We start from the raw sequence: 25,474 nt of genomic DNA, 5'->3' as shown, positions 1-25,474 counted from the left end.
CCTTCACTATACAATGAGGCTGAGTAAAAGTCGAAAGATAGCATCCCCTTTTCCAAATTCCAACCAACAAAAAGAAGGAGGAAACAAACATAATGACAAAAAAAGTAGCGATCATCGGTGGTGGACTCGGCGGGCTTTCAACCGCCATCAGTATGGCTTCAGAAGGTCACTCCGTTACAGTTTTTGAAAAAAATGAACGCGCGGGCGGTAAGTTAAATATTCGAACAGGAAAAGGATATTCCTTTGATACCGGGCCCTCCATTCTGACAATGCCATGGGTCCTTGAACAGTTGTTTGGCAGAGCTGGAAGAAACATCCACGATTACCTCACGATCCAGCGTATCGAACCCCAGTGGCGCACTTTTTTTGAAGACGGAACGACGATCGACGTCACGAGTGACATCCCATCCATGAGGCATCAACTAAAATCCTTATCACCAGAAGATGCTTCTTCTTTCTTTGATTATCTGGCTTATTGCAGTAAAATGTACGATTTAAATATGAAAAGCTTTTATAAAAAAAGCCTGTCTGGCCTGAATGACCTACGTTCCATGCACAGCTTTAAAGAGCTGATGGCAATGGATCCGATGCGAACGATGGACCAGGCTACTAAAAAGCATTTCAAGGACGAAAGGCTGCAACAGCTTTTCAATTTTTTCATCATGTATATCGGTTCCTCGCCATACCACGCTCCTGCCGTTTTGTCCCAGTTGGCCCATGTTCAGTTCGGCCTTGGAATCTATTATGTAAAAGGCGGTATGTACAAAATCGCCGAAGCAATGCTCCAACTTTGTGATGAGCTCGGTGTTGAAGTGAAAACAAATCAAGAGGTCACTGAGATTGTAACAGAGGGATCTGATGCAACGGCGCTTAAATTCCAGGACGGTACCGTGGTGGAAGCAGACCTGTTTGTATCTAACCTCGAAGCGATCCCGGCATATAAAAAGCTATTAAACAACCATCCCGCTTCTGAAAAAACGACTGAGTCATTGAAAAAGTATGAACCTACCGTTTCAGGGCTCGTGATGCTGCTTGGCGTTGATAAAAAGTATGACCAGCTTGCCCACCATAACTTTTTCTTCTCAAAAGATCCCGAAAAAGAATTCCGTGAAATCTTCGACGAAGGAAAGCCGGCTGTTGATCCTACCGTTTATATCGGTGTTTCATCAAAATCTGACCCCGACCAGGCGCCCGAAGGAAAAGAAAACCTCTTTATCCTGACGCATGTTCCTCCATTAAAGGATGGCGAGTCCTGGGAAAGCTATCGTGAACAGTATCGCAACCTGGTACTTAATAAATTAGAGCGAATGGGGCTTGATGATATTCGTGACCATGTCGAATTTGACTACGAGTTTATACCGGATGACATCGAGCGGTTATATGGAGCGAATGGCGGTTCGATCTATGGCGTTAACACGGACCGCAAGAAAAACGGCGGCTTTAAAATACCGGCGAGAAGTTCACTTTTATCAAATCTTTATTTTGCAGGAGGCTCTACACACCCAGGGGGAGGAGTCCCGATGGTAACCCTTTCCGGCCAGCTTACGTCTGACTTGATCATGGACGATCTAAAAGTGAAGGGACAAAAGATTGGCTGAACCCTTTCGCGGTGAGACACTGCTCTATTACCTATTTTTATTCTGGTATGGCTGCGGTATCATACTGCTAACGTTTAACTTGCTCCCTCCCGCGCTGGAATGGGCGAACGCCGTTTTCTTAATGCTTGCCGGAACGCTTGGGGCTCTATATCTAATCGTGACGTACGGAAAACTGACAGGCGGACTGGTCACACTCGGAATAATTATAATCAGTATTCTGGCGGAAGGTCTCGGAGTGCACTATGGCTTGCTTTTTGGGAGCTATGATTACAACGCAGATTTTGGCTTGAAGCTGTTTGGTGTTCCACTTGCCATCGGTTTTGCATGGGTCATGGTCATCTCGACCACCCATGTGATCGCCGGCTGCATTACGGATGGGTTTCAGCGGAAAGGAAAGCTTATCCATGGCCTGGTCTATTCTGTTACCGGAGCTATCCTTGCTGTTGTGATGGATTTGATTCTTGATCCTGTCGCTTTTGTTGTAAAGGAATACTGGATCTGGGAAGGCGAATCGATTTATTACAATATCCCGTTGCAAAACTTCTTCGGATGGTTTATGCTCGCTTTTATTTTTCACCTGGCGATTCATTTCCTTTTGGCCAGATTCAGCAGATCGCCGGCAGATTTTTCATCGGTTCGTTCACAGAGGATGGTACTGCTATATGTCCTCGTTACCGTGATGTTTACGATTCTCGGGCTAACGGCAGGACTGTGGCTCGCATCCTTGCTTATCGTTTGTTTCGTAACCCCCGCGATAATATTATACCGGCAGTCTAGTAAAAGGAGGAAGCGCTATGTTGATCACTTATAGTATCATTCTCGGACTCTTTTTCGTCTGGACAGTGATCAACAGCTCTTTCCTCCCTTCTTTATTAAGAAAATCAGCTGCACTGCCTCCAGGAGCAAAGAAGGTCTCGATCCTAATCCCGCTTCGAAACGAGGAGCGGAATGTCCCTGCACTTGTCAAAAGTTTAAAGCAACTAACGTACCCAAATCTTGAAATCATCATGTTAAATGACAATTCAACAGATCGAACAGGAGAACTTTTGGAGGAGAATACGAAAAACGATAGCCGATTCCATATAGAGCAGGGAACAGTCCTCCCTGATGGCTGGAATGGAAAAGTCCATGCATGCTTTCAACTAGGCGAATATGCTACCGGCGACTACCTTTTGTTTATCGATGCGGATATTGAACTAAGCCCGAATGTGGTTCAAAAATGCCTCCAACTGCTCCGGGAGGAAAAAGCCGGCCTTCTGACTGGCTTTCCCCGCTTTCCGGTAACAAGCATTTTACAGCAATGGCTCGTACCGCTTCAGCATTTCCTGGTGCTGTTTCACCTGCCGATCTGGCCTGCGAACAACACGACAAGGAAGGAATATACTGCCGCTCACGGGGCTTTCATGCTTTTCACACGTGAAGCCTACGTTAAGAGCGGTGGCCATGCCGCAATCCGGGATTCCCTGGTAGACGATGTCCATCTTGCACGCCGGGTAAAGGAGAACGGATATAAAGGAATCCTTTGCAGCCTCGTAAGCGATGTCCGGTGCAATATGTATGAAAATAACCATGAAGCCTGGAACGGCTTTACGAAAAACCTTTTTCCAGGACTGGGGCGCTCTGTTGTTTTTGTAATTTTGATCAGCGCCTTTTACCTGCTATTCTACTTTTTGCCGCTTCCCCTTGCGATACTCGGCATTTATGAAGGAGTAGGGAAAGGAGACTGGAAGGTTACCTATTTTCTGCCCCTCTTATTCATCTGGCTACAGAAGCTCTGGGTGGATATTAAGGCAAAACAAAATCCCTTCCTTTTCCTGTGGATGCCGCTTGCTTCCCTTGCGTTTGTTGTTTTAATGTACCGTTCGATGATATATGGACTAAGAAAATCAGGCTATCAATGGAAAGGACGGACGTATTCATGAAAAAGGTCATTGTGATAGGCGGCGGTCTTGGAGGGCTTTCTGCAGCCGCTACACTTGCCCGGAACGGCTTTGACGTTAAGCTATTTGAAAAGAATGAACATCTCGGCGGCAAGCTGATGCCTGTTAAACTCGGAACCCACCATTTCGACTTTGGCCCGAACACGATCACCATGCCTCATGTGTTCGATTCCGTTTTCCATGAATCCGGAGAAAACCCGAGAGATTATTTTGAATGGGTTTCGATCGAAAATCACACACAAAACGTTGGGCCAGACGGAGAAAAGTTTCTGATGTCAACGGATCCTGAAACGGTTATCGAACAATTGAACAGTATTGATCCTTACGCTGCAAAGCATTATCCTGCTTTTTTAGAAGAAGTGAAGCGCCTTTATCATCTTTCTGAAAAAGCCTTCTTTCATCGTACGTTCACATCATGGAAAGACTATTTTTCACCGGGCCTTTTTTCAGCTTTGCAAAAGGTAAAGCCGCTCGAGACGATGGATCATTTTCATCAGCGATATTTTAAGAACCCTTTCTTGCTGCAGGTTTTTAACCGCTATGCCACTTATATCGGTTCATCGCCATATGTTTCTCCGGCAACCTTTTCATTGATCGCATACCTGGAAATGGTTCAGGGCGTATTTTATGTAAAAGGCGGTACTGTGAAAATCGCTGAAGGCCTTGCTGAGCTGGCTAGAAAAAATGGTGCTGATCTTTTGGCAAACACAGAGGTCAGTCGCATTTTAACAGAGGGAAAACGTGCTGTGGGAGTTGAACTTTCCAGCGGTGAAAAGATAGAAGCTGATACTGTTGTACTAAATGGCGATTTACTTGAAGCAATGCCATCTCTCCTTGACGAGAAAAACCGGTCGCATCTCAGCAATCGAAAAATCGAAAACAGTTCCCCTTCGATCTCAGCATTTGTTATTTTGGCAGGGTTGGACCGTCACCTTGATGATCTTATCCATCATCAAGTTTATTTTTCTGCTGATTACAAGAAAGAATTCAGAGAACTGTTTGGCGGCGAATGGCCGGATGATCCGACGATCTATATCAGCAACTCCTCTTACACAGACAAAAGCGTCTCGCCTGATGGCAGCAACCTTTTTATTCTGGTCAATGCTCCTCCATTAGCTGCAAACGGTAAGATGTCCATTGATCCTGAAGTGTACAAGGAACAGATTTATAATCGGTTAAGGAAGTTTGGCATAACCATCAAACCTCATTTGAAGCATGAGAAAGTCTTCACACCGATTGATATAAACAGGAAGTTCCGTGCCTTTCGAGGAGCACTCTACGGCCTTTCCTCGAACCGAAAAAAAGATAGTTTCCTGCGGCCGTTCAACCGGTCACAGGATATTCAGAACCTTTACTTTGCAGGAGGCACAACACATCCTGGCGGCGGGTCGCCGATGGTCGTGATAAGCGGGCAGAACGTGGCGAGGGAGATTATTTCTGCGTTTGATTCTTAACTGGCCTTCTCGCTAATAAAATTGCTAGTAAGCTATCAATTTAAAAGGCTAAGCATCAATTTAAAGAAAAAGCTTCCAAACAACCCAAAAGAGGTGCGATATTGCACCTCTCTTTTCATATTTCTTGCAGCTGCTCTGTATATTCCTTCAACTCAATTGCACTAACCTCCAAACGCTTTGCACAAAGTTTGCAAAGTGATAGTTTGTGGATCGGAGAGTACACTACAACCTCTCCAACCTCGAAATCACGAAGGCATTCTTTGCAAAAGAATTCGGTTGATTTCCCCAACCTGTTCAAAGGATCTTCCTCCACTTCTTTTTAGCTTAGTGATTCATAACAACCGATCCTGGCCCTTTACTCTCCTTTATTGAAAAGCGTTATAAAACCTTGACGCTGCAACCGCATAATCCCCTCTTTTAACCTTTTGCTGTGGATTAAATATCGCATGGACAGTCGGTTCTAAATCATAGGTTCCTTGCGTAACGGAGAACTCGGCGTTAAGAATATTCAGGTCTAGTGCAAGCTGGACGTATCCTTTTAGATTAGCTGGTATTTGATCCTGGTCTTCGATCACGATTCTTTCATCTTTATACTGGACTGTAACATCTCCTGTATGTTCTGATGCCATGTCTTGAAGGCCAAGGCTTTGGACAAGCGAATAGGCAAGTTCAGCTCTTGAAACCGAATCTTTTGGAGCAAATTTCCCCTGTTCCTTTGCAAGCATTACCCCATTCTGAATTTGCTTTTTATCCCTGAACGCTGCTCCTTTAGCAGTAACTGCCTCCACATAAGGACGGATGCTGTCTTTTATATCAGAGAAAACAGGACTCTTTTCTAGTGACTGCCTGATTTCTGCTCCCATCACAAGGTATTGCGCCAATTCTTCCCTGGTTAAGTATGCATCAGGCTTATATTCTCCATTTTTATTACCATCAACAAGCCTTTCTTTAACAGACATTTTGATTGCATTTTCAGCCGGATGTCCTGCGATATCGCTTAAACCTGTGAAACCGCCTGTGCTCACCAGGCTGATCGTTCCTTTTACCTCTTCAGGCAACGCAACAGCCAGCGGATTTGCTTCATCCCCTTTTAACCCGCGGACTTCTGCTTTCCATGTTCCTGCCATCGGTGAGTTAACCGTAACAGTCCTGTCTGTATAAAGCGTAAACAGAAGGCTGATGCCAGAACTGTATTCTGTTCCATCAGGAGCTATCAAAACAAGGTTGATCGGGTTTCCTGTTTCTTCTAACAACCCTTTGCCGTTTACCTTGGCAACAATTCCAGCAGTACCATCTTCTACCTGGAACTCATGCTGGTTATCCGATACAAGCGTAACAGGATTATAATCTACCTTGAAATCTTTTCGGACGGCACTGGTTTCTACATTGCTGTTAAAGTCCTGAAAGCTGTTGACCGTTTTTCCGTATTCATTACCGTTTAAAATTTGGTCGATCGCTGCATAAGCGTTCACATAGCCTGCTCCTGCTTCCCACTCTTCGTATCCAGGCATGTTCGTCGCTGTTTCCTGAAGAATCTGCTTGATTTCATCAGGAGAAAGGGTCGGGTCGGCATCAAGCATCAGTGCCGCAATTCCAGCAACATGCGGAGTTGCCATCGATGTTCCGCTCATCGTTGTATAGTACGGAAGATAAGCTGTTTCAATCATTTCTGCGTCCTGGTCGATCGCGAGTGACGAAACCGGTGCGATTACTCTTGTAGAAATAATGTCAACGCCTGGTGCCGTTACTGTTGGGCTATCCTTCCATGTCCATGTTTCACCATCCGTTTCAAACGTTCCGCCAACATCTTTTGTTCCTCTTGAAGAAAAGTCTGCGAGCTGCCCATCTATCGTTCCAGCTGCAACTGAGATTACCCATGGCGCTTTTGCATATGGATTGTGAGTGTTTTCTCCCGGCCCCTCATTTCCAGCTGCAAATAGTACAGTGATCCTTCTGTCGTGTGCGATCTTACTCGCAACGTTTACCGGATCATTCGGGTCAAAGTCACCTGAAGAGCCCCAGGAGTTTGTGATGATCCGAATGTTATATTCATTTTGATGGGTAATCGCATAATCAAATCCTCCGAGTGAATCAAGAACCAATAGCGCTCCGCCTGATCCATATCCGATCAAATCTGCTCCAGGTGCAACACCTTCATACTTTCCACCTGACATCTCACCGGTACCTCCAACTGTTCCTGCAACATGAGTCCCATGGCCTGAATTTGAATCTGTGTTCGGGACGTTTTCTGTATAAGTTACCGGCAAGAGCGTCGGTTCCAGAGCATTCAAATTGGTCGTACCAAGAACGTTCTGGACAAGATGTTCTCCGTATTCAATGTCTTTATGGGTCCCGTCTATCCCACTGTCGTTTACGAGAACACCAACACCATCACCATTAACTGGCATACCGCCGTTTGTCTTCGTCATGTCCTGGTCGGTACGCACTTTATCGACTCCGGTGACTTCTGTAGCATCCGCGTTAAAGTATTCCAGTTTGCTGTTTAAATATAAAGAACGAACCTGGTCACTTGCTGCTAAACTTTCGATTTGCTGTGTACTGGCAAGCACTCCTGCAATAGGGAGCGACTGCATCGTAAGTCCCTGTGTGATACCAAGGCTATCCAACAATCCGAGCTGTTCTGAAGTGGGTGCACTATCTCCCTTAAAGGTTACGATCACCTGCAACGGCCCTGTTGCCGCTTCCATCGCTTGAGAAAGCTTTGAATCTACTTTTTGAAAAAGTTTATTATCCATTGCATGTGAGGAAGGCAAATTCATAAAAAACAAAGGAATGGCCAATAACAACGCGAGTAAAGTGTGAAGCGTTTTTTTCATACAACATCCTCCTAAAATTTTCTTATTATTCACACTTTCATTATCTCGAAGTCAGTACCTTATTCCTATTACGCAAAAGATGTAAATCTGTTAACAGAGGAACTAAGCTGATATAAAACCAAAGTAGTATAGGGAATAGTGCTGTTGCCCGTTAAAAATTAACCAACAAAAAAAAGCCACCCCTATTGGATGACATTAAACGGTATTTGGCATAAAGTTTCAACATGAGTCCGGAGTCTACTAGGATGGTTTACTTCGCTTTAACTGTTTTGGTATTTGTGTTTTTTGGTTTAAACTTTTGCTTACGCTCGGCATCTTTTTTAAACGCTTCCATTCCTTTGCTAAAAAGCAAGTTCATTATGTCCATCCCCTTTATGATTAGTTATTGTGTCATTTCCTTTTTTTGTTTTTCCTAAAACTTCAAATATGATATTTAGTAATTTTTTACTTCTGAATGTTTCTATTAAGCTGCTTTTCAAAGGAACACTCGTTGATCGCCGAGATTGCCGGGAAGAGAAAAGGCGTTTGGATCTTATCTGTCGTCTTAAACTTTTTATCGACGCCGTACACTCTCCTACATTGAAATGTTATCCTTTTTATTTCCAGAACAAAAGCGGACTATTATAAATAGCCCGCAATAGATAAGTTATTTTTTATTATTGGTAGTTTTGCTGAGCTTGAATGCCTTTTCGACAGCATCATAAGCATTCACATAACCGGCGCCCACTTCCCATGATGCATAGCCGCTCATCGGGGTGGCTGTATCTTCAATGATTTTTTTCACTTCAAGAGGGGATAAGGTCTTGTCGGCCTCCAGGATTAATGCAACCACACCAGCGACATGTGGAGCAGCCATCGATGTCCCGCTCATCGTCGTATAATAAGGGATATAGGCAGGGTCAATATACTGGACGTCATCTGCAGCGCCAAGAGAAGCTACTGGTGAAATGACCCTTGTTGAAATAATTTTAGATCCTGGTGCAGTGATGGTTGGCCTGTCTTCCCAATTCCAGGTTTCACCTTCAACGGTTACTGTTCCGCCGTTCCCTTCCAATCCTCGTGATGAAAAATCCGCAAGATTCCCTTCTTTATCACCTGCTGCAACAGTGATGACCCATGGCGCTTTCTTATAGTTTCCTGAAATAGTATCTGCATCTGGCCCTGAATTCCCTGCAGAAAAAACGGTAATGATACCACGGTCAAACAATTTCTTTGTAGCGATATTGATCGGGTTCTTCGGATCAAAAGGCGTTCCTGCATCACCAGTGTCTCCCCAGGAATTTGTGACGACCCGAATATTATATTCGTTCTGGTGTGTTAGTGCGTAATCGAAACCGCCGATCGTATCGAGCATCGCCAGTGCCGCACCGGAACCGTAGCCGATTAGATTCGCACCTGGAGCAACTCCTTCATAAAGTCCGCCGGACATCGCTCCTGTGCCGCCTACAATACCGGCGACATGAGTGCCATGGCCCGAGTTGTTATCTGTTGCTGGTACATCTTCAACATAAGAAATCGGGAGCAATTCGCTCTGGGCATGGAGGTTGGTGGAGCCCAGAACATTTTGGACAAGATGATTTCCATATTCGATATCTTTGTGTGTACCGTCTACTCCGCTGTCATTGATTAAGACACCGACCCCTTTTCCTGTAATCGGCAGGCCATCATTTAGCTTCTGCATATTTTCATCCGTCCGAAGTTTATCTACTCCAGTTAAATCGGTCGCTTCATCGTTTTCGTATTCCAGCGTTTTATTTAAATAGATCGATACGACATCATCGCTGTTTGCCAGTAGTTCAACCTGTGCAGGAGTAGCTAGGACGCCGGCCATCGGGAGGCTTTCTAACAAGATCCCCTGGCTTATGCCGAGGCTTTTTAAAAGCTTAACATCGTTTAATCCAGGTCCGCCTTCTGAGTCAAACGTAACGATCACTTCAACAGGATCCAGTGTGTTTTGCAATATAGGCACCAAGTCCGAGCCGATCTTCATATTTTGAAGGAGGCCGGCAGAAGCAGTGTTATTCTGCGAAGTACCGAAACCAAACAACATTCCTATAAGTAAAAATGATAATAAAACGATCCGAATACCTTTCATCTTCATCCTCCTAACTTTTTCCTTATCCTTATTATCGCAATAGGAACTCTCTTCAGCTATTCAGCATAAGGAGTAAATTCAGGAGGCAGAAGTACTAGTTACTATAGAACAAAAGTAGTAGTCTTTTTGTTAAGCCGTTGCTTCTCCTATCCTTTTTTTACGTTCTTTTGCTTTTCTGGCGATTTCCACTGCAAAATAAATCCCTCCAGCAAGGGCGAGCAGGTTTAACGAATCTCCGAAGTTAACGTTAATCTGAAACGAATTGTGTACTTTAACTTCATTTTTGTATTCGCCTGATCTTTTTTCTGCACTTTCTTTTTTTTCTGGTATCATAAATACCCCCCCTACAAAATATAAGTAGATAGTTCTGCCCAAATGAAAAAACTCCTTCAAGAGAAATTTAAAAAAGCTTCTCGAGATGGAGTTTCATACATATATGCCATTTATAAGGTTGAAGGGATCAACTCAGGAATATTTACCTCTACATATTCTCTTATTTTCTTCCAGCTTCCGTTTTCCTTCCGAAAAGTCTCCGTAAACAGTTTTTTCTGTTCCAGCACCTTTCCTTCCTGTTCAAAACGAACCCAGAATACAGCCATGCCTTCCCCTTCACTGTTGATTTCGGTCAAAACATCTTCAAAATGCCACCCTGGATTTTTCCCTTCATACATTTCGTAAGCCTGTTTCCAGCCGCTTTCTGCTTCTGCATAGCCCCAGTCACTAACAGCGGTGTCCGGCCCCGCCCATCGAACCTTCAAATCTTTCGAACAATGGGACATGACCGCTGAAGCGTCACAGCTGTTCCAGTCTTTTCGATACACCTTAAGGAATTGTTTAAAATCTTTTAATTCTTGTTCATTCATGCTTTCTCTCCTCCTGCTTCTATTGCTATCTATCGTCTTCTATACTTGCAGGAAAAAGTCCTTTTTATCAGTTCAATTTTATGGAAGCGGGACGACCTGATTTTGAACCGCATAAATAACGGCTTGAGACCGGCTTTTTACATTTAGCTTTTTAAAAATTTTGCTGACGTGTATTTTTACCGTCTTATCACTGATAAACAGTTTGTCTCCGATCTCTTTGTTGCTTAAACCCTCCATCAAACAGAGTAATACTTCCTTTTCCCTTTCCGTCAACTCCTCGTTCGTGGCACTGTCTTTTTTCTGCTGATGAAAATTGATCAGCTTCTTGGTCATCGAAGGCTGGATCACCGATTCTCCTTTCGCAACCGTACGGATCGCTTCGACAACCTGATTAGAAGGGGCATCTTTCAATAAGTACCCGTCAGCACCTTCTCTTATCGCACTCATGAAATATTCATCGTGGTTATGCATGGTAAGCATCAGGATCTTCACTTCCGGAAAAACCTTTTTCACAACAGATGTAACTTCAATCCCGTTCTTGTCCGGCATGTTAATATCCATTAGAACAACATCCGGGTTAAGCTTTTTGATTTTGTCGATCGCATCATTTCCGGAGGTCGACTCTCCGATGACTTCTATGTCTTTTTCGAGTTCAAGTATATTCCGGAGCCCATCCCTTAATATCGTATGGTCATCCACTAACAACACTTTGATCATGGTGTATTTCTCCCCCTTCTTCAAGCTTTGGCACCGTTAATGTCACTTCGGTTCCTTCTCCCGGTTTACTGTCGATCTGAAGCGTAGCCTCCACCTTTTCCGCTTCTTCATTCATCGTAAGTATGCCAAAATGAGGTTCGTTCCGTGCTTTTAGCATGGCATCGAACAGCGAGAAGCCTATTCCATCGTCTTTTACCCTGAGCAATACGTGTTCGGTTTGGTAACTTATTAAAATATGTACGTTACTGGCGCCGGAGTGTTTTATAATGTTCTGGATACTCTCTTTGAAGGTATCAAACATGACCTTTTGAACCATCGAACTAAGCGGAATCGGCTCTCCTCTTTCTTCAAAAACGATGTTCAAATCATGCTCGGCCTGAACTGTTTTTATCGTTTTGATAAGCGATTGCTTTAATCCGATCTTTTCAGTAGGATACGGGCGCAAAGCATAGATCGATTCACGGACTTCCCGCAGGCTCCCTCTCAATTTTTCCATACTGTCGTTCACAAGTTCCATAGCTAGATCAGGATGCATCTCGTATTTCCGCCTGGCTGTTTCAAGCTTCATGACAGCACCCGCAAGAGATTGGGCGACACCATCGTGTATGTCCCGGGCTATCCGGTTCCGCTCTTCAAGCAAGAGCCTTTTCTCCTGCTCAACCAGAAGCGACTTCGTTTTAAGTACTACTGCGAGCTGATTGGCCAGTGTTACGATCGATTGAATGTCCTCTTCGGTAAAGCTCTTCGTCCGGCTTCTTCCAACAACAAGCATTCCTACCGTTTTTTCTTCAATAACGAGCGGAGCATAAATCAACGCCCTAAGGCTTTCTTTAAAGCACCTGTCAGCAACACCCTTCTCTTTTTTACGATTGGAAATCACTAGCGGTTTTTTAATAGTCGCAAACTGCTCCATCTCTTTCTCAGATAATTTTTCAGCCGATATAAAGCCGCCATCCTCAAGGATCCTTTCCCAGCTTCCGTTTTCACAGGTCCATAGAATGCCAGATTCAAAGTCAATGATTTCCGTAAAGTGATCTCGAAGATTTTCAATCCATTCATTGGAGAGAACCATCCTGTTTAGTTCCGTTGTAATGCTGAAAAGCGCCTTGAGCCTGTTCTTCTCTTTTTGAAGCCTTACTATAATCGACGTTAAAAGTGACAATCCGATCAAGGGGGAGAAAAAGAAAAAGAAGGAAAACACATCCACTATTCCCCTGTTCTGGCTGCCGAGAATGATTAAAAGACTGAGGTAAACGAATGAAATGATGACACTTCTGAGCTCTACCATGCTCTTTTGCTTCCAGGACTTCAGTGGATAAGGCTGTGGTCTCAACGTTAGAATCATATCTACTAAGAAGTTATTGATCACATAAAATGCAAGGAGCGTCACACCCATGTGAGTAAATAGAGAAACCATCGTGCCGTCATCTAAAGAAGCCAGTTTCACTGCCAGATCTGTAAAGTTAACCGCAAGAAAGAAGCTGAGTGCCAGCTGCGCCGGATTGAACAGAATAATTCTGAGTGGCCGTCTGTTAAGCAGGTTAACAATAACCACCACAAGCGAATACACAACTAATGTCACAGGCACCCCGAAAACGAGATAAATCGTATAGACGAGCGGAAAACTGATAGAGGTAAATCCTTTCCAGACCGGCATCGGATAATACTCGGCTATACCGAGGAACAAGACCATCAAACTTAAAATAAGAGGATCCGCTTTTACTTCGAGTAAAGATACATTACCGATAACCGAGGTCCATCCTGCCAGCGTTATAAGCAGCATAAAGGCATTTGCAGCCGTTTCGTTATTGTTTTTCCTTCCCCCGGATTTTTCTTTCACCCTTCACACCCTCCATTTGTAATAATTTTCAGTTAATTATTATTGTACTACTTTTTTCCCATATACCCAACAAAAATACTTTCATTTTCCAATAAAATACCGGGACTGGTCTAATGGTGCACACTGACCAATCCCGGGGTAAACCCTATGAATATAGAGTTAAATTTATTATTTCAAATAAAGAAGGAAGAAACCATTCAGCAAAAGAATTATTTCTTATACTACTAAAGTATTACCATTCATTTTAAAGGAGAGAAGTATGAAAAAAATACGGTTGTTTTGTTTGGTTACCGGGATGTTGATCGTTTTATCGGCCTGCAATTCAGAAAAGGCGAACACTCTGCCAGAAAAGAAACCAGAACAGTTTAACTTCCATATCAAATACGGTATCGGAGGTAAAAACGAAGTCGATAACTTTCAGCATAAGATTGTAAAAGACCTTATCGCAGATGGTGTGGCAACAGCAGAAAATTTTTCGTTTACCGAGGAAGAGATGGAATCTATCTATCGTGAATTGAGAGAAGCAAATGTTTTAGAGGATAAGGATTTGATAAAAAAGGATAATTGTCATCAGACACCTTACAGCAGTTATTATTTAAAAGTTCAGATAGATGGCAAAGAAAAGGAATACGAGTGGAGTGACGAAAACTGCTCGATGACCAGAGATGCCGAAGAGCTAACAGATGTGGTCGGTTATATCCGGGATATCGTGGTAAAAACGGATGCTTATAAAAGATTGCCAGCAGCTTCAGGAGGTTATGATTGATTGCACCTTACAGTAATTCTAATGATCCCGAACTTAGGAAAGCTGGCCAGTCCAACGAAAAAAGGAGCCGGCTCAAAAGCAAGCTGCCAGCCACTTATGAGTCTCTCCTTCTTCCTTAAACATTCACTTTTTCCATATGGTCTGCGAGCAGTTTCGCTCCCTGCAGCACGATTGGTATACCGCCTCCAGGATGTATACTGGCCCCTACACTATACAGCCCGTCATACGGAAACGGCTTGAGTTGCGGCCGAAACACCCCGGATTGGCTCAGGACCGGAGCGATCCCAAAGCTTCCCCCCTGGTAAAGGCCCTCTTGCCTGGCGTCTTCAGGAGTTCTGATCTCCATCCATTCAATGGCCTCTCGTAGACCAGGGAATCCCCTTTCTTCTATCTGGTCGATAACGTACTCCACAAGCCCCGATTGCTCACTCCAGTTAATATGATCCCCGGATGGAACCGGAACGAGTGTATAGAGCACACTTTTGCCTTCTGGAGCGAGGCTCTCATCTATTTTTGAAGGGTAAAACGTATAGATCGCAGGGTCATCAGGAATCGACTTTTCTTCGAATACCTGGTTCATATGCTTTTCAAAATCATCGGTCATGAAGAACTGATGAACATCCGCTTCCTCATATTTTTTGCTCAATCCAAAATAGAGGAGCAAGCAGCCAGAAGAAGGGGTGTATTCTTTTTCCGTTTTTCTGTCAGTATCGCCGAGCAACTGGTGAATCCCGGGAAAATCCCCATTATAAATCACTGCATCAAAGGTGTTGGATTCCCCGTCCACTTGAATCCCCGTGCATCGATTTCCGCTTGTCAGGATCCTTTCCACATTTTTGCCCTTTTTAACAACAACCCTTCGATTTTCGAGATGGCGTTCTAACGTTGTGACAAGACTGGCATAACCGCCTTTTAGATACCAGATTCCGTGGGCATGTTCACTATACGGGATAAGGGAATACAGTGCCGGCGATGATAGCGGTCCCCCGCCGATATACAGGGTTTGAAACGAAAACGCCTGCTGCAGTTTAGGATGCCTGAAATATGCGGCAGCATTCTGGTGAACGTTCTGGTATGCCTTCAAGCGCATGAGTGTCGAGATGTTCTTTATTGACCAAAAGTTCTTTTTGTCTACAAAATCCCTGTCAAGGAATGCCTTCTTCCCCTGTATGAAACGATTTTCCATGTCGGAGAGATATCGGATGAAATTACGCTCTTCTCCCGGGAACATCCGGGTAATTTCCTTTAGCTGGTCTGCTAGATTGCTTGATTTATAAAAGTAGGAACCGTCTGGATAATTCAGCTTATAGAGCGGATCACACGGGGCGAGAGGCAGTTCCTCTTCTGAAATACCTGCCTCAAACAGGATTTCCCGCAGCATTTGTGGCAGAAGCACGATCGTCGGCCCCTTGTCGATTCGATAACCATCTTTTTCAACAAAGTCGAGCCTTCCGCCAAGTTTTTCTGCTTTTTCATAGATTGTAACATCATAACCTTTTCGGGAGAGCAAAAGGGCAGCAGCCATACCGCCTACGCCGCCTCCAATAACTGCAAGCTTCATACCTTGAGCCCCTCCCCTGCATGTTTTTGTATTAACATTGCGCTCGTGATTCTCGCTGACTCAATGATCGTAGGCAAACCGCTGCCGGGATGTGTTCCTCCGCCTACTAGCCAGAGCCTGTCAACTTCCTTCATCTTGTTGTGCGGGCGGAAATACATCATTTGCGGCAGGTTATGCGCCATGCTGAAGGTCGCACCTTTATAGATATTCAGATCCTGTTCCCAGTTATAAGGCGTGAAAATGACTTCTTCCTCAATATGGTTTTCGATGTTTGAAAAGCCCGTTCTTTTCTCGAGCTGTTTTAAAATAAGGCTGCGAAAATCCTGCTTCTTTTCTTCCCACTCTATCTCGCTGAAGTTATTCGGAACGGGAGCAAGCAAGTAGACGGACGACTTTCCTGGCGGAGCAAGCGTCGGATCTGTCACCGCCGGATTATGAATATAGATCGACGGGTCTTCGGATAATGTTTTCGTGCCAGTGATTTCTTCTACGTTCTTTTTATAGTCAGATGAAAAGACAATCGTGTGGTGCGGCAAGTCATATTGCCTGTTTATTCCCAGGTACATCATAAATGCAGAACAGGAATACTTTTTTTTCGCGAGTTTTTCCGGTGTATGTTTTTTGCTTAACCCCGGTTCGAGAAGCTCAGATGCTGCATACGGAAAGTCTGCATTCACGATGACCTCATCCGCAGATTCTTTTTCTCCGTTTTCCAGTAATACTCCAACTGCTTTTCCGTTTTCAGTTGTGATTTTTTTGACGCCTGCATTCGTAATGACCTCTCCCCCGTGCTCTTCGATCACTGTTGCCATCGCCTTCGTAACCTGGTTAACACCGCCGATCGGATGATGGACGCCGTAAGCATGTTCCATATAAGAGAGAATCGTGAATGCACCGGGACATTCCCATGGTGACATCCCGAGGTATTTTGATTGAAAGGTGAACGAAAGCCTTAACCGCTCATCCTTAAAATAAGATGATAACCGACCGTACAGGGAATCGTGGACACTCAATTTAGGCAGCGCTTTAAGGAAACGCCATCTAAAATAATCGGTAGGTGAATCATGCTTGTTTCTCAGGATCGGCAGCAATGCATCGAGCTTTTTTGCTTCCTGTTTCATGAACCGGTCATACCCCGCTACATCCTCCGGAAACTTTTCCCGGATTTGCTCGCGTGTTTTCTGCTGATCCCTGCTCGGGCTAAAGGATAAAGCATCGAACCGTAGTTCATACATCGGATCGATTTCTTTCAACGTCACATAATCATGAAGATTGCGGCCGGCAGCTTCAAATGCCTCCTCCAATATATGGGGCATATTCAGAAACGTTGGTCCACGGTCGAATCGGTATTCTCCCACTTCCATCTCTGAGGTCCTTCCGCCGACAAACGGCTGCTTTTCAAACACCTTCACCTTCATTCCCTGGCTTGCCAGGATCATACCTGCAGATAACCCGCCCGGTCCGGCACCAACAATAATAACCTTCTTCATCCTCTCACCCCTTCACATCCACTAATTGATACAAATATTATACAATTATTATACAAATATTGAAAGTAATAAGGGGGTCTGACCCCATAATATCTGTGGATAACTTCCTTCCACCAGTATTTGATGGGACATTGTTAGGAAAGATAAGTGAATATTTTAGTGAGCGGACTGGCTTGTGTATGCTACGATCAAGTAGGAACTATTCGTTTAAATGGAGGTATTATGATGAGCGAGTTACAAAAAGCAATCGAACTTCGATATGGCGGAAAATATGACCAGGCAAAGGAGATTTTGTTAAAGCTTACGCAAGCAGAGCCCGAAAATGCAACAGCGCTTTACCAGTGTGCCTGCGTCCATGATAACCTGGGACTTGAAAGAGAAGCGGTCCCCTTTTATACAGCTGCATTGCAAAAAGATTTAACAACTGAAGAAAGAAAAGGTGCCTTATTGGGACTTGGCAGCACATACAGAACGATCGGGGATTATGAAAAAGCGAAAGCAACGCTGGAAGAAGGACTGGATCTCTATCCTGTTGCTCAGGAATTCCACGTTTTCTACAGCATGGTATTACATAACCTTGGTGAGCATTCGAAAGCGATGGAGATCTTGCTCAAAAAAATAGTCGAGCTATCCGATGAACCGGGAATCGAACATTACAAACGGGCCATCCTCTTCTACTCCGACAAAATCGACCAGATATGGTGATTTGGCAGGTTATTCACAGTTTTGTTGGGGTCTGACCCCCGCAATTCAGTGGATAACTCTATATATTGGTTATTTATGGTAACATGTTAGGTAGAGGGGGGATGGAAATGAAGGTTACCTGGAAACAGGGGGTTTTGATTTTATTGCTTGCTATTGTTGGGTTGTTTCTTTTTGATCGGTTCAGCGAGCATATTTTTACGGTCGACAGGGCTTTTGTCAATGAGGAGATGAAGCTTCCGGATGGGGAAACGATGTTAATCAAAGAGGTCGTTGTTCGCCATTTCCGTTATAACCAGGAGGAATTTGAAGATTTCGATTACGAGAGTCCCTGGTATTATGAACAAAAGTGGATGCCTTATACGCTTCAAAACTATCTGGCTATGGCTGATTACTTTTTTTCAGATCCAAACTATAAAAAAGATTCGGGGGAAGTGATCATCAGGGGAATTGTAACTGGTAAGTACCCGAAACAGGACAGTAAAAATTCATCCGTCAACATTACTGCTAAAGCTGATGACGCCTGGCTTTCTTCCAGCGGCAGTGGTGCACAGTTCGCTAATACCATGAAAAACTATTATATAAAAGACTTTTCTTTCACAATTAATGAAAAAAGCTTTGACTACGAAAACTTGACTATTAAACTGCCATCCGGTAAAACGATCGATTTGACCAACAAAGACTTTACCAGAAAAAGAGTTTTTGATGTTACCCATAATCTAGACAAACAAAAAATCCCGTTGAATCCTTCAATGATAGATAATACTCCATTCATCAATGCAGAGACAAAAAAATCCATTGAAAAGCTAACATCGGAATATATTAAAACCTATAAAGGTCACGATGATGTATTCAGAACTACCCTGCACTTAAAAAACGACGAATCTTTGGAACTTTATTTATACCTTTCCAAAGAAGGAAAATGGGAGCTTATCCAGAAAATCCATGAGGAATAAAGGAATCTGGTATATATGAACGGGGGAATACTTTTGACCGGTTGGCTAAATTCACATATCCCACTTGATACTTTAATCTGGCTTTCTCCTGCGATTTTTATGCTCCATGACTTTGAGGAAATCATTTTTGTCGAGACATGGTTTAAGAAAAAGTATTATACAGTCATCCCTAAAATCCCCGGAAGGTTTTCCAAAACGTTTGAAGAGATGGCCGCGACCACATCTGCACAGTTTTCGATTCCTGTGCTGCTTGAGTTTATCCTTTTCACTCTTGCCGCCTACCTTGCTATCGAAATAAACTTTTTTCCTTTACTCGTCGGGTTTAACCTTGGATTGTTTTTACATGTATTCACACATTTAGGTCAATCCTTTTTTCTAAGAACATATGCACTTGGCTCAGGAACCGCTCTTGTTCTTGTCCTTCCATACACTACATACTTATTTTACCGGCTCTTAAACGAAAACATAGTTACAGGTACTTCTTTCCTTTTCGGCCTTCCGTTTATGGCATTTCTTCTGTTTGTCGTCCTAGCCGGACATAAGCTCGCAAAACGGATTTTACCTGTACAAGAAATTACTTGAAAGGAAATAACAATGGCTACATTTGCTGAAAACAGTTTGGGATTTCGATTTATAGATTTTCTGCGGATAAAAGAAAACGATATGTATCTCTACGGCCCGCTTGCAGGGTCATTTACAGTGATGGAAAAAGAAAGCAAGTTCCTCCTTTGCTACAATACATACCGAAAACAATGGGAGCTTCCTGCCGGTAAAAGAGAGGAAAACGAAACACCGCGCGAATGCGCCGTCAGAGAGCTATATGAAGAAACGGGGCAGAGACCTGCTGAGCTCGATTTCCTCGGATTAATGAAGCTGGAAAAAAGTGATGGCGAGATAAAATATAACCCAGTCTATTATGGACAACTGGCAAAACTCTTACCTTTTAGCGAAAATGAGGAAACAGATCAAATCATGCTCTGGGATTTGTCTGCTGACATCGGCACAATGGATAAAATCGACAGAAAACTTCTTCAGGTTGTTGCAGGCAATCTATAATTATTAAAATTATTATTTAAGTCAGGAGGTAAAATGATGGACACTTCTATCCAAATCCACCATCGTCCGCCGTCTTCCGATGATTATGTACGGCTTAGAAAGATTGCCGGAATGAGCGAACGTACAAAGGAAGCTGCAGAAATCGGACTAAAGAACAGCCTGTTTGCTGTAACTGTCACAATAGATGAAAAGACCGTAGGAATCGGAAGGATCGTTGGAGATGGCGGCTGTAACTTTGAAATCGTCGATGTTGTCGTCGATCCAGAATGCCAGGGAAAAGGAATCGGGACACTTATCATGGAGGAGCTTCTCGCTTATCTTGAGGAACATACACCAAAGAGCGCTTTCGTCAGTATGATCGCAGACCCTCCAGGCCAGAAGATGTACCAGAAACTCGGCTTCAAGAATGCCGCTCCCTCGATCGGCATGTATAAAAGATACTGAAGCTGATCATGGGGTCTGACCCCCGAAAAATTGTGGATAACTCTTCCACTTCACTTCAGCTTCACTTCAACCTCTCTTCCACTTATACTACGTCGTCTGGTCGAACTTTTTAGTTAATATATATACAAACTCCCTCCCGCTTTTTGACGGGAGGGAGTTTGTTAGAATTGTTCAGGCATCGGGATGGAGATTTTTTTATTGACGGATATAATTTCCGGAAGTTTGGACAGTTCTATCGTAATGGATTTTTGGTCGGTTAATAAGTCATCGTCGATCATCAGTTCAAATGAAGATGGGCTGCTTTGTCCTACACCGAATAAGTTTATTTGTTCACCTTGATGGTCTTTGATCGAGAGCAAGATATCAAAACGGTTTTGCAAAAAATCTTCTCTGTATTCTTCCGGTATGCCTTCCAGCATCCGTTCCTGCTCTTCCAGGGATGTTATACGCACAAGATTCCCAACTTCCATTTCGCTGATGTCACCGGTCGACTCGATGCCTATCTGTAGTTTTCTGTTCTTAGATAATCCTGCCTCAAGATAAAAGGAAAAACCGTTTTCCTCCCCAAGGAAGATTTTTTCATTCTCTTCCACATGCTCTAACAATTGCTTCAGTTGACTGCCTGATACTTTTGCAGTGATTTTTTTATCTGTTGTATATTTCAACGCTCCCACCTCAAACTGGTATTCTCCAGGCAACCGAGAAAAAGGAGGCATGAAAACAACAGAAGAACCATCTTCCAGTTTTGTTACTTGCTGCATGTAAAAATGGTTGATTTCGTTTTCTAACGGATTTAGATACACCCCGGCCAGCTTGCTGTTATCAGATAAAGGATCGATTTCTATTCTATTTTCAAAAAATCCAACAATCAGTTTTTTTAGAGCGAGTTTCCTTCCATTCGGAAGATCAACCGTTTTATTAATCGGTATCGTTTTAACAACTTCGTCTCGACTGGTAGGTTCTATCGAAATGGAATAAGGATCAAGTGCTGCTTCTTTATCATCCCTGTTTGATCCGAGCGTTATGTTCTCTAGTGAAACCTTATTTACGTTATTAAAAAACTTCTCAGCCTTTTCAAAGTCATTTATTTTCTGATCAAAGTTTTCTGGAAATAGCATGATAAGCCGATATGCTTTATGGTCATATATTTTAAATTCGGTCATGGGTTCGGGATAGCTAATATTATGATTGTATTGATTTTTAAAAAGCTCTTTCTGTCCATCCTTTGTTTCATACATTAAGTTTTTAATTTTTAAAAAGGGAACATCCTCCCGCTTATCAGTCTCTTTCAGTTCCACGCTATATAAGAGCATCAGTCTTCCCAACTCAGTTAACCATGCTTCCTCAAAGGTAATCTCCCTGTTCATTTTTAACACAGGAACTTTATCGTTCAGTTGTTTTACTACTCCTACTTCACGGGCAAGTGCAAGCGGCGGAAAAAATTCCTGCTGCTCTTTGAACATAGCCTCTTTCGTATCATAAACATCAAATTCTGTTTTATCTACTTTAAAACTTGCTTCCTTGCTTTCGTACATATTAAAAGCAAACAGAAACGCTCCTAATACGATTACTCCAACTAATATCTTTCCTTTATTCATCCGTCGTCTCCTTGATTTTCTCATTTTACGAAATAAAAAATGGGCAGCCAGTTACTTCATGAAGGTGAATATCGATTTCCGGAAATCAGCATGAGCTTTATCAGAGTTTACAAGCCTATTCTTGCATTCTCCCATCCGGCAATAGACATTTTCCCAGACTCAACGATCATATTTTATAGTCTTCTATTTCCAGATAATGTTTCCCTTCCCAAAATGGCCGATTTATTCCTATAAAAAAAAGACTGCCAGCGCAGTCTTCTTCTCCATTACAATCTACATATATCTAACGGGCACCCTTCACAGTGGCATATTTTTTTAAGCTCTGGAAGACTGTTGATCGTGATCTTTCCATTGTCAGCACTGATGACGCCGTCTTTTTTCAGCTTGCCCAGCATTCTGTTAACCGTCTCTCTTGTTGAGCCGATCATGTTCGCTAACTCTTCATTTGTGAATTTAATCGTGAATTCAATTTTGCCGCCTTTTTGGACACCGTACGTGTTAGCAATACGGATCAACGTAGATGCAAGGGCACCCTGTTTTCCGTAAAACATCAAGTCGCGAAGTTTGGTCTGAGTAAAGCGGTTCATGTAACCCATCCATTTCATGAACTCGATGGCCATATCACCGTTTTGCCAGAGAAGTGTCTCGAGGTCACTCTGCTGAATAATCCCCACCGTACAATCAGTCATTGCCTCAGCATTGAAATTAGTCAAATCTAGATCATTGCCTTCTAATTCCCCAAAAAAATCTCCGCTCTGAAAGTGATATAACGTTAGATCCTGTCCATCGTCCGTTGATTTAGTAAGTTTAACAGCGCCGCTTTTTAAAAAGTAAAGCTTATCGGATGCTTCACCTTCCCAAAAAATACTAGAACCCTTTGGATAAGAATGTTCGTACATGACGTCCTTCATCATAGACATCGTTTTGTCTGAAAAAGAATTTGTGTTCTCGCTACCTCTGCTTGCTTTATCAACGGCACATGTTAATCTCATAAATAAAACCTCCTAATATCACTTTCCCTGTTGTTTTTGATTATAAAGTAAGTGAATTTTTACTGGTGTGACAAAAATCACACTAAGCAATTTTTTTAACAAAAATTTCAAAACTCTGGTATTTTTTTGTGACCTAATTTACAGAAAAAGCCTTTCATACAGTTGTTATGAGCGATTAAGGATAAAATAACAGGAAGAGTATAGCCCAAAATTAATTTTTATAAATATGTTGACCCTCACGTAACGTCATAGCTTACGGTTAAGTTGGAGGTGATGATTTGGAATACAGGGTTAAAGAAGTTGCAGACTTAGCTGGAGTGAGTGTTCGAACCCTCCACCATTATCACGAGATCGGACTGCTTGTCCCGGCTAGCACAAGTTCTTCAGGTTACCGGCTTTACACGGAGGATAATCTTGAGCGATTGCAGCAAATCTTATTTTTTAAAGAACTCGGGTTTTCTTTATCAGGTGTAAAAGAAATTCTTGAAAAACCAGATTTTGATCGAAAAGCAGCCCTGACCACACACAAAGAACTGCTAGTCAAGAAGCGAGCCCGGCTGGACGAGATTATTGAGACAGTAGAAAAAACACTGTCTTCGATTGAAGGAGGAATTAAGATGGCAGACAAAGATATGTTTAAAGGGTTTGATATGGAGGAGATCGAGCGTCATCAGAAAAAATACTCAGAGGAAGCGAAGCAAAAGTACGGTAGAAAGATGGTGGAAGCCGTAGAAGAAAAGACATCGCAGTACGGAATAGATGACTGGGAAACGATCAACGCGATGACTAACTCGATTTATAAAAAGATTGGCGACCGGATGGAGCACGGCCCGGCAGATCCCGCTGTACAAGAAGAAGTGGCAAAATGGCGGCAGTTGATAACCGACCATTTCTACGAATGTACAACCGATATCTTCAGAGGGCTTGGAGACCTTTATGTTATGGATGAACGGTTCACAAAAAATATCGACAGGCACAAAGAAGGATTGGCTGCTTTTTTAAGAGAGGCGATGCATGTGTATTGCGAAAACCATGAGAAGTAAAAAACAAGCACGAGCGGGCGTTATCCCGAACGTGCTTGTTTCATCTTTTCTGTGAAATAGGAATAAAATCATGCCTCCGCTCTGAATCATCCCGGGCTTTTTTTGCATAGTAGATGAGCAGCTACTTTTCCTCTGACCGGTCCAGTAAATCGCGAAGCTTTTGAGGAGTAACCCCTCTGTCCTGCATCTCACGCTTAAACGCATCCCACTCCCGGTCTTCCTCTGATTTAACGCCGTTAAAAGTCCTGACTCGCTCCAATTCCCCCAGAGCCTGGTTGACTTTTTCCATATGCTCTTCGTTTATTCTTTTGCGGCGTTCATTTAACTCTTCGATCACCTGCTTAGGATCCAAACGTTCAGTTAATTCTTCACTCACTTTTGATACCTCCGTCGGGGGTCTGACCCCACAAAAACTGTGGATAACTATTTAGCACTTTTTTAATACTTCTTCTAGCGCTTCTATTTAATCTTTTTCTAAATCATTTAGTTCATTTTAATCTTTTTTAGTTACCATGTTTTTTCTTTTAGGATCAGTTGCCTTTTTGTCTATTTTATCATTAATAGTATTCGCTCTCAGGAAGTTGATTACGGTCGTGTGTGCTTTATCTGCTTCTTTTCCAAGCCAGATCAAGTGCCCCCAGGAGTCTAACACAACAAGTTTAGAAGCCGGGATGTTGTTATGTGCATGCTCGGCATGGGCGAGTGGAATAAAGCCGTCAAACTTGCTTTGCATGATTATGGCGGGACATTTCACTGCAGCAAGGTCCTCCGCTTTAATCGTTTTCGTCTGTTCAAGATCGATGAGAAATCCAGCGCCTGACCGCTGGCGGTTGTTCATTTTCCGAAACTCTTCTATATCTTCAGCATTTAGTTTACCCATTAGTTTTTTATAAGAAAGTGTGCTGAAGGAAGGCGCCATATTTTTGAAAAGGAACTGCGGAAAACGGTTATTGAGCAGTGAAATCATCCTCCACGTATACTTTTCAACCGAAGGACGAAACAGCACCCTTGCCGCTTTATATTCCTTATCAGCTGGCGTTAGCCACTCTTTTGTTACAGCACTTTGAAGTGTCAGGGTTCTTACTCGTTCCGGGTAACGGGAAGCAAAGAAAATGCCAACCGGCCCTCCGGCAGATATCGCAAGAACATGAACCTTTTCCAATCCTAAATGGGTTATAATTGCTTCATATGCAATACAGCTTGCCTCAAGGCTCTCGCCGATTTCTTTAGAAGTCTTTCCATACCCTGGCCGAGAAGGTGTGATCAACTGAAAACCGCTTTCTACTAATTTTTGAAATCCGAATTCTTCATAACAATTGGAATGGCCGCCATGGAAAACTAAAATCGGCTCCCCTTCCCCTGCAACAGAAAATTCGATGCTACCTCTATCTACTGTTAATCGTTTTACATCCCGATGCATTTATCCTACACCTTCTCCCGTTTGTCTGCTGACTATAATATGATAAATTCTTTTTCAACAACGGTATTCCTTTTTCATCTCTTATAGCAAATGATGCTCCTT

At 43.1% G+C, this 25,474-nt stretch carries 23 protein-coding genes; 11 read left to right on the top strand and 12 right to left on the bottom strand.

Annotated elements, in window-relative coordinates; translation table 11 throughout:
* The first annotated feature begins 92 nt into the window (after window positions 1-92).
* The 4 genes from FCL54_RS16990 to FCL54_RS16975 are packed head-to-tail and all read left to right on the top strand — an operon-like array spanning window position 93 to window position 4,992.
* The gene (locus FCL54_RS16990) at window positions 93-1,598 is read left to right on the top strand and encodes a phytoene desaturase family protein (RefSeq protein ID WP_138127962.1); all 1,506 of its coding nucleotides are present in this window, start codon (window positions 93-95) and stop codon (window positions 1,596-1,598) included.
* Window positions 1,591-2,409 (top strand): carotenoid biosynthesis protein, encoded by an 819-nt coding sequence (locus tag FCL54_RS16985; protein WP_246055319.1) that lies wholly within the window; start codon window positions 1,591-1,593, stop codon window positions 2,407-2,409. Before FCL54_RS16990 ends, FCL54_RS16985 begins: the two co-directional genes overlap by 8 nt.
* Window positions 2,393-3,520 carry a glycosyltransferase family 2 protein gene (locus FCL54_RS16980; protein WP_138127960.1) on the top strand — a complete coding sequence of 376 codons (1,128 nt, stop codon included), beginning with the start codon at window positions 2,393-2,395 and terminating at the stop codon, window positions 3,518-3,520. The genes FCL54_RS16985 and FCL54_RS16980 overlap by 17 nt, the downstream gene beginning before the upstream one ends.
* Entirely contained in the window at window positions 3,517-4,992 is a 1,476-nt protein-coding gene (locus FCL54_RS16975; RefSeq protein ID WP_138127958.1) for a phytoene desaturase family protein, read from the top strand. The genes FCL54_RS16980 and FCL54_RS16975 overlap by 4 nt, the downstream gene beginning before the upstream one ends.
* A 365-nt stretch (window positions 4,993-5,357) precedes the next feature.
* Here the strand turns inward: FCL54_RS16975 and FCL54_RS16970 are convergent, their stop codons facing one another.
* From FCL54_RS16970 to FCL54_RS16945, 6 genes are all read right to left on the bottom strand, one after another.
* Window positions 5,358-7,829 carry a S8 family serine peptidase gene (locus FCL54_RS16970; RefSeq protein WP_210238536.1) on the bottom strand — a complete coding sequence of 824 codons (2,472 nt, stop codon included), beginning with the start codon at window positions 7,827-7,829 and terminating at the stop codon, window positions 5,358-5,360.
* Window positions 7,830-8,475: 646 nt separating this feature from the next.
* Window positions 8,476-9,924 (bottom strand): S8 family serine peptidase, encoded by a 1,449-nt coding sequence (locus FCL54_RS16965; RefSeq protein ID WP_138127956.1) that lies wholly within the window; start codon window positions 9,922-9,924, stop codon window positions 8,476-8,478.
* Between the two features lie 129 nt (window positions 9,925-10,053).
* The gene (locus FCL54_RS16960; protein WP_138127954.1) at window positions 10,054-10,257 is read right to left on the bottom strand and encodes a hypothetical protein; all 204 of its coding nucleotides are present in this window, start codon (window positions 10,255-10,257) and stop codon (window positions 10,054-10,056) included.
* Window positions 10,258-10,367: 110 nt separating this feature from the next.
* Window positions 10,368-10,787, bottom strand: coding sequence for a Cif family virulence factor (locus FCL54_RS16955; RefSeq protein ID WP_138127952.1), 420 nt, complete (start codon window positions 10,785-10,787; stop codon window positions 10,368-10,370).
* Between the two features lie 78 nt (window positions 10,788-10,865).
* Window positions 10,866-11,504 (bottom strand): response regulator, encoded by a 639-nt coding sequence (locus tag FCL54_RS16950; protein ID WP_138127950.1) that lies wholly within the window; start codon window positions 11,502-11,504, stop codon window positions 10,866-10,868.
* Entirely contained in the window at window positions 11,479-13,344 is a 1,866-nt protein-coding gene (locus tag FCL54_RS16945; protein ID WP_246055317.1) for a GAF domain-containing sensor histidine kinase, read from the bottom strand. Before FCL54_RS16945 ends, FCL54_RS16950 begins: the two co-directional genes overlap by 26 nt.
* Window positions 13,345-13,603: 259 nt before the next feature.
* Here FCL54_RS16945 and FCL54_RS16940 point away from each other — a divergent pair, with 259 nt between their 5' ends.
* A complete protein-coding gene (locus FCL54_RS16940; protein WP_138127948.1) occupies window positions 13,604-14,110 on the top strand; it encodes a hypothetical protein in 507 nt (168 codons plus the stop codon).
* A 115-nt stretch (window positions 14,111-14,225) separates the two neighbouring features.
* On the opposite strand, the gene FCL54_RS16935 is transcribed toward FCL54_RS16940, so the two are convergent.
* Both FCL54_RS16935 and FCL54_RS16930 read right to left on the bottom strand, forming a co-directional pair.
* Complete coding sequence (locus FCL54_RS16935) at window positions 14,226-15,671, bottom strand: phytoene desaturase family protein (RefSeq protein ID WP_138127946.1); 1,446 nt, start codon at window positions 15,669-15,671, stop codon at window positions 14,226-14,228.
* Complete coding sequence (locus tag FCL54_RS16930) at window positions 15,668-17,161, bottom strand: phytoene desaturase family protein (RefSeq protein WP_138127944.1); 1,494 nt, start codon at window positions 17,159-17,161, stop codon at window positions 15,668-15,670. The genes FCL54_RS16935 and FCL54_RS16930 overlap by 4 nt, the downstream gene beginning before the upstream one ends.
* A 225-nt stretch (window positions 17,162-17,386) precedes the next feature.
* Here FCL54_RS16930 and FCL54_RS16925 point away from each other — a divergent pair, with 225 nt between their 5' ends.
* The 5 genes from FCL54_RS16925 (at window position 17,387) to FCL54_RS16905 (ending at window position 20,319) form a co-directional block, all read left to right on the top strand.
* Window positions 17,387-17,866: a tetratricopeptide repeat protein gene (locus FCL54_RS16925; protein WP_138127942.1), complete on the top strand. Its 480-nt coding sequence runs from the start codon at window positions 17,387-17,389 to the stop codon at window positions 17,864-17,866.
* Window positions 17,867-17,973: 107 nt separating this feature from the next.
* On the top strand, window positions 17,974-18,819 hold the full coding sequence (locus tag FCL54_RS16920) for a hypothetical protein (RefSeq protein ID WP_138127940.1): 846 nt from the start codon (window positions 17,974-17,976) through the stop codon (window positions 18,817-18,819).
* Window positions 18,820-18,852: 33 nt separating this feature from the next.
* Entirely contained in the window at window positions 18,853-19,401 is a 549-nt protein-coding gene (locus FCL54_RS16915) for an HXXEE domain-containing protein (protein ID WP_171016893.1), read from the top strand.
* A gap of 12 nt (window positions 19,402-19,413) precedes the next feature.
* Window positions 19,414-19,875, top strand: coding sequence for an NUDIX domain-containing protein (locus FCL54_RS16910; RefSeq protein ID WP_246055315.1), 462 nt, complete (start codon window positions 19,414-19,416; stop codon window positions 19,873-19,875).
* 36 nt (window positions 19,876-19,911) lie between these two features.
* Window positions 19,912-20,319: a GNAT family N-acetyltransferase gene (locus FCL54_RS16905; protein ID WP_138127936.1), complete on the top strand. Its 408-nt coding sequence runs from the start codon at window positions 19,912-19,914 to the stop codon at window positions 20,317-20,319.
* A gap of 161 nt (window positions 20,320-20,480) precedes the next feature.
* Here FCL54_RS16905 and FCL54_RS16900 read toward each other — a convergent pair whose 3' ends face one another.
* Window positions 20,481-21,917 (bottom strand): hypothetical protein, encoded by a 1,437-nt coding sequence (locus tag FCL54_RS16900; protein WP_138127934.1) that lies wholly within the window; start codon window positions 21,915-21,917, stop codon window positions 20,481-20,483.
* Window positions 21,918-22,183: 266 nt separating this feature from the next.
* Window positions 22,184-22,909, bottom strand: a complete 726-nt coding sequence (locus FCL54_RS16895; RefSeq protein WP_138127932.1) for a Crp/Fnr family transcriptional regulator — start codon at window positions 22,907-22,909, stop codon at window positions 22,184-22,186.
* Between the two features lie 278 nt (window positions 22,910-23,187).
* Here FCL54_RS16895 and FCL54_RS16890 point away from each other — a divergent pair, with 278 nt between their 5' ends.
* Window positions 23,188-23,952, top strand: coding sequence for a MerR family transcriptional regulator (locus tag FCL54_RS16890; protein WP_138127930.1), 765 nt, complete (start codon window positions 23,188-23,190; stop codon window positions 23,950-23,952).
* Between the two features lie 121 nt (window positions 23,953-24,073).
* On the opposite strand, the gene FCL54_RS16885 is transcribed toward FCL54_RS16890, so the two are convergent.
* Window positions 24,074-24,328 (bottom strand): P-loop NTPase family protein, encoded by a 255-nt coding sequence (locus FCL54_RS16885; RefSeq protein ID WP_138127928.1) that lies wholly within the window; start codon window positions 24,326-24,328, stop codon window positions 24,074-24,076.
* A 117-nt stretch (window positions 24,329-24,445) separates the two neighbouring features.
* The gene (locus FCL54_RS16880) at window positions 24,446-25,372 is read right to left on the bottom strand and encodes an alpha/beta fold hydrolase (protein ID WP_138127926.1); all 927 of its coding nucleotides are present in this window, start codon (window positions 25,370-25,372) and stop codon (window positions 24,446-24,448) included.
* Between the last annotated feature and the right edge of the window lie 102 nt (window positions 25,373-25,474).

Origin of the sequence: Exobacillus caeni, from assembly GCF_005747095.1 — a bacterium.
In the GTDB taxonomy this organism is placed as follows: Bacteria; Bacillota; Bacilli; order Bacillales; family Guptibacillaceae; genus Exobacillus; species Exobacillus caeni.
This window is presented reverse-complemented; position numbering and strand designations above follow the sequence as displayed.